The following is a 6,284-nucleotide window of genomic DNA, read 5'->3' as shown; positions in this document are numbered from 1 at the left end:
CTGTAAACTCGTTTACAGAATGTTTGCCGTTGTAAAAAGAGAAGAACCTTTCGTAAATTTAGTGAGATATAATTTGCATATGTCTTAGAATACACGGATTTTCACAGATGTTATGTTTAATTTCTTTAAAAATAAAAAATCTGCATAGTAATCTGTGAAAACCTGTGAAATCTGTGGGAGATAAAAAATTAATTCAAAACCTCATTAATCTTCGGATATTCTGAAATTTTCCTGAAAACAAACCGGTTGCTTTTCTGTAATTTCTCAATAAAAAGATCCAGTTCGTTGATGGAATCCGCATCCGTTAAATATTGATCGTGTGTAAGAAATACAAGATGTCTTGACGTTTTCTCCAGATCATTATAAAAAATACTGTCCACTTTTTTCAGCATTTCCTGATGTTTTCCTTTAAGTTCCATTTTGTTGGTAGGCTTCCACTCAAGATCCCAACCTATTACTTGGTAACCTGCTTTTTTTAGGCTGTTTGCGGCTTCAGTTGAGCTTTTAAGGTCAGTAACCGTAATATTATTGAGTCTCCAGATATTTCTTCCGGGAGTTCTTGCAATTTTGTTTAGTAATTTTAGGCTGTCCTTTGCAACATCAAAATCCTGAACAACAGCAGCCGGATTTTTGTAAAAATCGGTATATTTATTATGGGCATGGGTAAAGCTGTGGTTGGCCAGTTCTATCAATTGATCTTTTTTTAAGAGTTCAAGATCCTCCTTTTGCTTTTTACTTCCAACAGCATGTTTTCCGACCAGAAAAGCGGTTGCGCAAACATTTCTTTTGTGAAGTATTTTTAAAAGATTTTCGGTTCCGCGATTAGGGCCATCGTCAAACGTCAGATAGATTACTCTTTTGTTTGTGGAAACGTTTTCATCATCAATTTTGGGGACTATTTTTGCGACGGGAGGGTTTTTTAAAATGATTTTTTCAGAATCAGTTTTTTCGTTTTTCGCATTACAGCTGTTTAAAAAAATTGAAGTTGCACTCATCACTGCAAACATCCCAAGAAAAGTCTTTTTTGGAGACTTTCCCGCAAAAATTTTTGTCATAAAATTAAATGGAATTTAAGTTGTTAAAAATTGTTAATTTTTCTAAAATATTCTTAACAAAAAATATGCCGATTATACTTAAAAATTACTTTTTAAGCTTATTTTAAGAATTTTATTTTTAACGGATTTTATTTAAAAATTTCTTTTAAATACAGAGAATTTTTAATTGCTGCTGTTCCCCACGTGTTATTAAAAAAGATAAATGATTTATGTTGAAAATTTCTGATTTTTCCAGCTAAATTTTTAATGAATTCTTCACTGTATTCTGACTTATAAAGAACCGGTTTTCCGTGAAGTCGGTAATATAAAATTTCAGGATGATTGACAATAACATCTTCCGGCAGATTTTCCGGAAAACTGACACCGGAAAAAATAACATTCTTTTCCTTTAAAATTTTAAAAATATCATCATTCCACCAAGACTCATGACGGAATTCAATAACATTTAAATAATTAAAATATAAACTGCTCAGGATCAGATCGATATTTTCCTGAGTATTTTTAAAAGAAGGTGGAAACTGATAAAGAAAACCCGAAAGTTTTTCTTTCAGATTAGATTCAATATGAAGACAGAACTCCGAGATTTCTTCTCTACAGTCCTTCAATCGTTTTTCGTGGGAAATGGTTTTGGGAATTTTGATGAAGAATCTAAAGTCAGTTGGCGTTTCATCAAACCATTTTAACAATGTTTTTGCCGTGGGTTTCCTGTAAAAAGTAGAATTGATCTCCACGCAATTAAACTCCTGAGAATATAACGAAAGAAAATCCTTACTTTTTGCGTCTTCAGGATATAATGTTCCTTTCCAATCATTATTGTAAAACCCTGAACAGCCGATGTAAAGACTTTCTTTTTTCATGTTTTTTATTTTTTTGTTTCTCGCTGATTAGGCAAATTACGCAGATGATTACATATATTTTTTCATTACAGATCATGAAAAAAATCTACGTAATCTGCAAGATCTGCCTGCGAGATATTATTTAATATCCAAATTAACCGAATTCAGTCGCAAAGAATTTAAGATTACAGAAAGAGAACTGAAACTCATCGCTGCTGCTGCAATCATCGGGGATAACAGAATTCCGAAAAAAGGATACAATAATCCTGCCGCAATCGGAACTCCCAAAACATTGTAGATAAATGCAAAGAACAGGTTTTCCTGAATGTTTTTAAGAAGTTTTTCACTTAATAATTTGGCTTTGGCAACACCCAAAATATCACCTTTTAACAATGTTATTTCAGCACTTTCAATCGCAACATCGGTTCCGGTTCCCATGGCGATGCCGATATTGGCTTGTGCAAGAGCGGGAGAGTCGTTGATTCCATCACCGGTCATTGCTACAATTTTTCCTTGCTGCTGTAGTTTTTTAACTTCATTTAATTTGTCTTCTGGATGACAGTTGGCTTTAAAATGTTTGATTCCCAATTCATCTGCGACGGCTTTTGCGGTATGTTCGTTGTCTCCGGTCATCATGATGACGTCAATGCCTTCGCCGAGTAATCGCTGAACCGCTTTTTTAGAACTTTCTTTGATTTTATCAGTAAAACTAATGAATCCCAATACTTCATTTTCCTGAGCAACATAAGAAATTGTGCGTGCTTTTTCCTGAACTTCAATGGCTTTTTGTTTCAGATTATCGGGAATTGAAATTTGATTTGAGGTCAATAAACTTTCGTTTCCCAGATAAACCGTTTTTCCATCGATATTTCCTTTTACGCCTTTCCCTGAAATATTTTCAAATTTTTCTACTTTCTCAGCGGAGATATTTTCATCTTTTGCTTTTTTAATCACGGCATTCGACAGCGGATGTTCTGAATTCTGATTTAAAGAATAGGCTATTTTCAGAATTGAATTTTGATCATTATTGATTGTTTCAACATGCTCTACAGATGGTTTTCCTTCCGTTAAAGTTCCTGTTTTATCGGTAATTAGAACGTTTACCTTATTCATTTGTTCAAGAGCTTCGGCGTTTTTAATTAAGATGCCGTTTTTTGCACCCTTTCCAATTCCGACCATCAAGGACATCGGTGTTGCCAAACCTAGAGCACAAGGACAGGCAACAATCAATACCGCAACTGCATTTACAAAAGCAAACAATGTTTTTTGACCTTCCGGACCGAAAAACTGCCATAAAATAAACGTTAAAACAGCAATTAAAATAACAGTCGGAACAAATACTTTAGATACCTTATCCGTCAGTTTCTGGATCGGAGCTTTACTTCTGCTGGCTTCATTCACCATTTTAATGATCTGTGAAAGTAATGTTTCATCACCCACTTTTTCTGCTTTCATGATGAAAACCTGGTTTCCATTGATGGTTCCCGAAGACACCTTATCGTTGATGCTTTTCTCAACGGGAATCGGTTCGCCCGTGATCATACTTTCGTCCACATAAGAATTTCCTTCTGTAATTTTCCCGTCAACAGGGATTTTTTCGCCAGGTTTTACTTTTAATAAGTCCCCGATTTTTACCTGAGAAAGCAATACTTTTTTTTCTTCTCCATTAATGATAAGATTTGCTTCGTCAGGAAAAAGATTCATCAGTTCACGGATTGCATTGCCTGTTTTTTTATGAGCTGCAGCTTCCATTAGCTGACCTAAAATGACTAAAGTTAAAATCACACAAACTGCTTCAAAATACAACGGAATTTCATGATTATGACCACGGATTTCATGCGGAATGATGCTTGGAAAAGCCAAAGCTACAATACTGAAAATAAATGCTGCAGCGACGCCTAAAACAATTAAACTAAACATATTTAAGTTCCATGTTTTAAAGGAAACCCAGCCTCTTTTCATCAGAAACCAACCTGAATAGAACAGAACGGGAAGCGTTAAGACCAATTCAATAACTCCCTGAATCTGATGTGAAAAAGGAAATTGAAGGAACATTCCACCCATCGAAAGAATGAAAACAGGAATAGTAAACAGTAAAGAAATAATAAATTTTTTCTTTAAAATATTATAAGTTTCATCTTCATCATCGTTTTTATCGGGCATTCTGACCAAATCCATTCCGCAAATCGGGCAATCTCCGGGTTCGTTACGGATAATTTCAGGATGCATCGGACAAGTATATTTTGCTGCTTTTTTCTCGGGATATTTTACCAGATCCATTCCGCAGACAGGGCATCCTACATTACTGTCATATACTTTATCGCCTTCGCAATACATTGGGCAATAGTATTTTCCAGCCATTTCATCCGTTACTTTTGGAGTTTCATGATGATGGTGATGATTGTGTTCGTGAGAGTGATTATGTGAATGTGTTTCGGAATTTTTTACTAAATCTTCGGTAATTTCCTCCAAATGCATGTGACAAACTGGACATCCGATATTACTGTCATATACTTTATCGCTTTCACAAAACATCGGACAATAAAATTTCCTGATATTATCTTTAAAATTTTCAGGAAGATTGGTTTTAGAATAAGCGGGTTTGAAGTTTGGGTCTTTGGCTTGTTTTTCTTCGATCGGAACCAAAAACATATTACAGACCGGACATCTTTTTCCCTGCTGGAAATAGACTTTATCACCTTCGCATTCCATCGGACAATAATATACAGAAGATGGCGAAACTCTGTCCTGAGGTTTGATAAAAGCCTTTTCAGGATTGTTTGGATCTTCTAATTTATAGTTCCCGATTTCTTCTAAAGCCTTATTTAATGTATTTAATCCAAATTCTTTTTCGGAAGAAATGGTTGCGGTGCTGTTTTCTAAATTCACATCCGCTTTGATACCTTCAATGCTGTTCAGTTTTTCAGAAATTTTCTTCTGACAGCCTGAACATGTCATTCCGAGAATTTTATATTGTTTGTCCATGATCTTTTAATTTATACTACAAATCTCCAAAATGCAAATGGAAACGTGTTATAAATTTAAGGATAATGTTTATAGAATTCTGTCTTGGGGATGAGAGAGCTTTTGTGTTGGAGGGTATTAGAGTTTTAGTGTAAAGAGTTTTTTAATTTTTCTAGCAGATTTGGCAGATTGCGTAGATTCTTTTTAATTCAAATATCATAAAAATTTATGCAAATATGTGCATAATCTGCATAATCTGCGAGACTTTAACCCAAAAAACTCTCAAACTCTAGCACTCTCTAACCCATTAAAGTTGGTCAAGCGGTTTTCTGTTGTGAACTTTCAGTTTTTTAAACTCAGTAGGAGTGAAGCCCGTACTATTTCGGAATTGTGATGATAGATGCTGAACACTTTTGTAACCAAGTTTTCCGGCGATTTCGGTTAAAGTAAATTCATTGTATAAAAGCAGTTCTTTTACTTTTTCAATTTTTTGAAGAATAAAAAACTGTTCTAAAGTGATATTTTCGTTTTGGGAAAAGGTTTTGGAAAGCGAACTGTAATCTTTATGCAATTCGGAGCTTAAAAATTCGGATAAAAGGAAGTTTTCATCAATATCAAGCTCGCTGATCTTTACGATGATCTGATTTTTTATTTTCTCAATTAACTGATGTGCTGAATCTTTTATTCGTTCAAAACCTGTTTCTGTTAAATGCTTTTCCAGAGATTGCAGGTCTTTGTAAGAAACTTCGAATTCAGTTTCGATTTCACCAAGATTAATATTTTTAATCTTAATGTTCATATTACCAAAAATATTTTCAACTGCAGAAATACATCTGCCACAAACCATATTTTTTATAAAGATTTTCATAAAGAATCTCTGTTGCTTAATCTGTCTTTCACAAATTCTACCTTTGTTTTCCCGTGGGGCGCCGGATTTCCGTCCTGATCAAGATTTACCATAACAATTCTGTCTACCGTAATAATGGTTTGGTGCGTCATTTTATTTCGTACTTCGCAAGCTAAAGTAAGTGATGTAGAACCGAATTTTGTGACTTCAATTCCTATCTCAATAATATCACCCTGTTTTGCCGAACTTACAAAGTTGATTTCTGAAATGAATTTGGTAACTACTTTTTTGTTTTCTAACTGAATTACAGCATATAAGGCAGCTTCTTCGTCGATCCACTGTAATAACCTTCCTCCAAAAAGTGATTGGTTGGGGTTAAGATCTTCAGGTTTTACCCATTTTCTAGTGTGATAGTTCATATTTGAAGATTTGTGTGGCAAATTTAACGTTTAAAAGTGGCTTTATCAAACGATTCAGATTCAGTTATCCGAAGAGAATTATTTATATTCTCAATTATTTGTTTAGATTTATGGTGATCAGATTGATAAATTTTGTTAATAACATTCGCTTTTAACGAATATT

Annotated in this window: 5 protein-coding genes; all 5 read right to left on the bottom strand. The window is 34.2% G+C overall.

What is annotated here, in order from left to right; translation table 11 throughout:
* Window positions 1–188: 188 nt before the first annotated feature.
* Window positions 189–1,055, bottom strand: coding sequence for a polysaccharide deacetylase family protein (locus tag BUA89_RS15845; RefSeq protein ID WP_072960268.1), 867 nt, complete (start codon window positions 1,053–1,055; stop codon window positions 189–191).
* A 128-nt stretch (window positions 1,056–1,183) separates the two neighbouring features.
* Window positions 1,184–1,912, bottom strand: a complete 729-nt coding sequence (locus BUA89_RS15840; protein ID WP_072960265.1) for a DUF72 domain-containing protein — start codon at window positions 1,910–1,912, stop codon at window positions 1,184–1,186.
* A 117-nt stretch (window positions 1,913–2,029) separates the two neighbouring features.
* The gene (locus BUA89_RS15835; protein ID WP_072960261.1) at window positions 2,030–4,876 is read right to left on the bottom strand and encodes a heavy metal translocating P-type ATPase; all 2,847 of its coding nucleotides are present in this window, start codon (window positions 4,874–4,876) and stop codon (window positions 2,030–2,032) included.
* Window positions 4,877–5,162: 286 nt separating this feature from the next.
* Complete coding sequence (locus BUA89_RS15830) at window positions 5,163–5,723, bottom strand: helix-turn-helix domain-containing protein (protein WP_072960257.1); 561 nt, start codon at window positions 5,721–5,723, stop codon at window positions 5,163–5,165.
* Window positions 5,720–6,121 carry an acyl-CoA thioesterase gene (locus BUA89_RS15825; RefSeq protein ID WP_072960254.1) on the bottom strand — a complete coding sequence of 134 codons (402 nt, stop codon included), beginning with the start codon at window positions 6,119–6,121 and terminating at the stop codon, window positions 5,720–5,722. The genes BUA89_RS15830 and BUA89_RS15825 overlap by 4 nt, the downstream gene beginning before the upstream one ends.
* Between the last annotated feature and the right edge of the window lie 163 nt (window positions 6,122–6,284).

Origin of the sequence: Chryseobacterium arachidis, from assembly GCF_900129245.1 — a bacterium.
GTDB classification, from domain to species: domain Bacteria; phylum Bacteroidota; class Bacteroidia; order Flavobacteriales; family Weeksellaceae; genus Chryseobacterium; species Chryseobacterium arachidis.
Note: the sequence above shows the minus strand (reverse complement) of the source record. Positions and strands in the feature narration are given on the sequence as shown.

Excerpts from the sequence above, each read along its gene's own strand:
- BUA89_RS15845 (WP_072960268.1), bottom strand. The coding sequence starts at position 1,055 with ATGACAAAAATTTTTGCGGGAAAGTCTCCAAAAAAGACTTTTCTTGGG.
- BUA89_RS15840 (WP_072960265.1), bottom strand. The coding sequence starts at position 1,912 with ATGAAAAAAGAAAGTCTTTACATCGGCTGTTCAGGGTTTTACAATAAT.
- BUA89_RS15835 (WP_072960261.1), bottom strand. The coding sequence starts at position 4,876 with ATGGACAAACAATATAAAATTCTCGGAATGACATGTTCAGGCTGTCAG.
- BUA89_RS15830 (WP_072960257.1), bottom strand. The coding sequence starts at position 5,723 with ATGAAAATCTTTATAAAAAATATGGTTTGTGGCAGATGTATTTCTGCA.
- BUA89_RS15825 (WP_072960254.1), bottom strand. The coding sequence starts at position 6,121 with ATGAACTATCACACTAGAAAATGGGTAAAACCTGAAGATCTTAACCCC.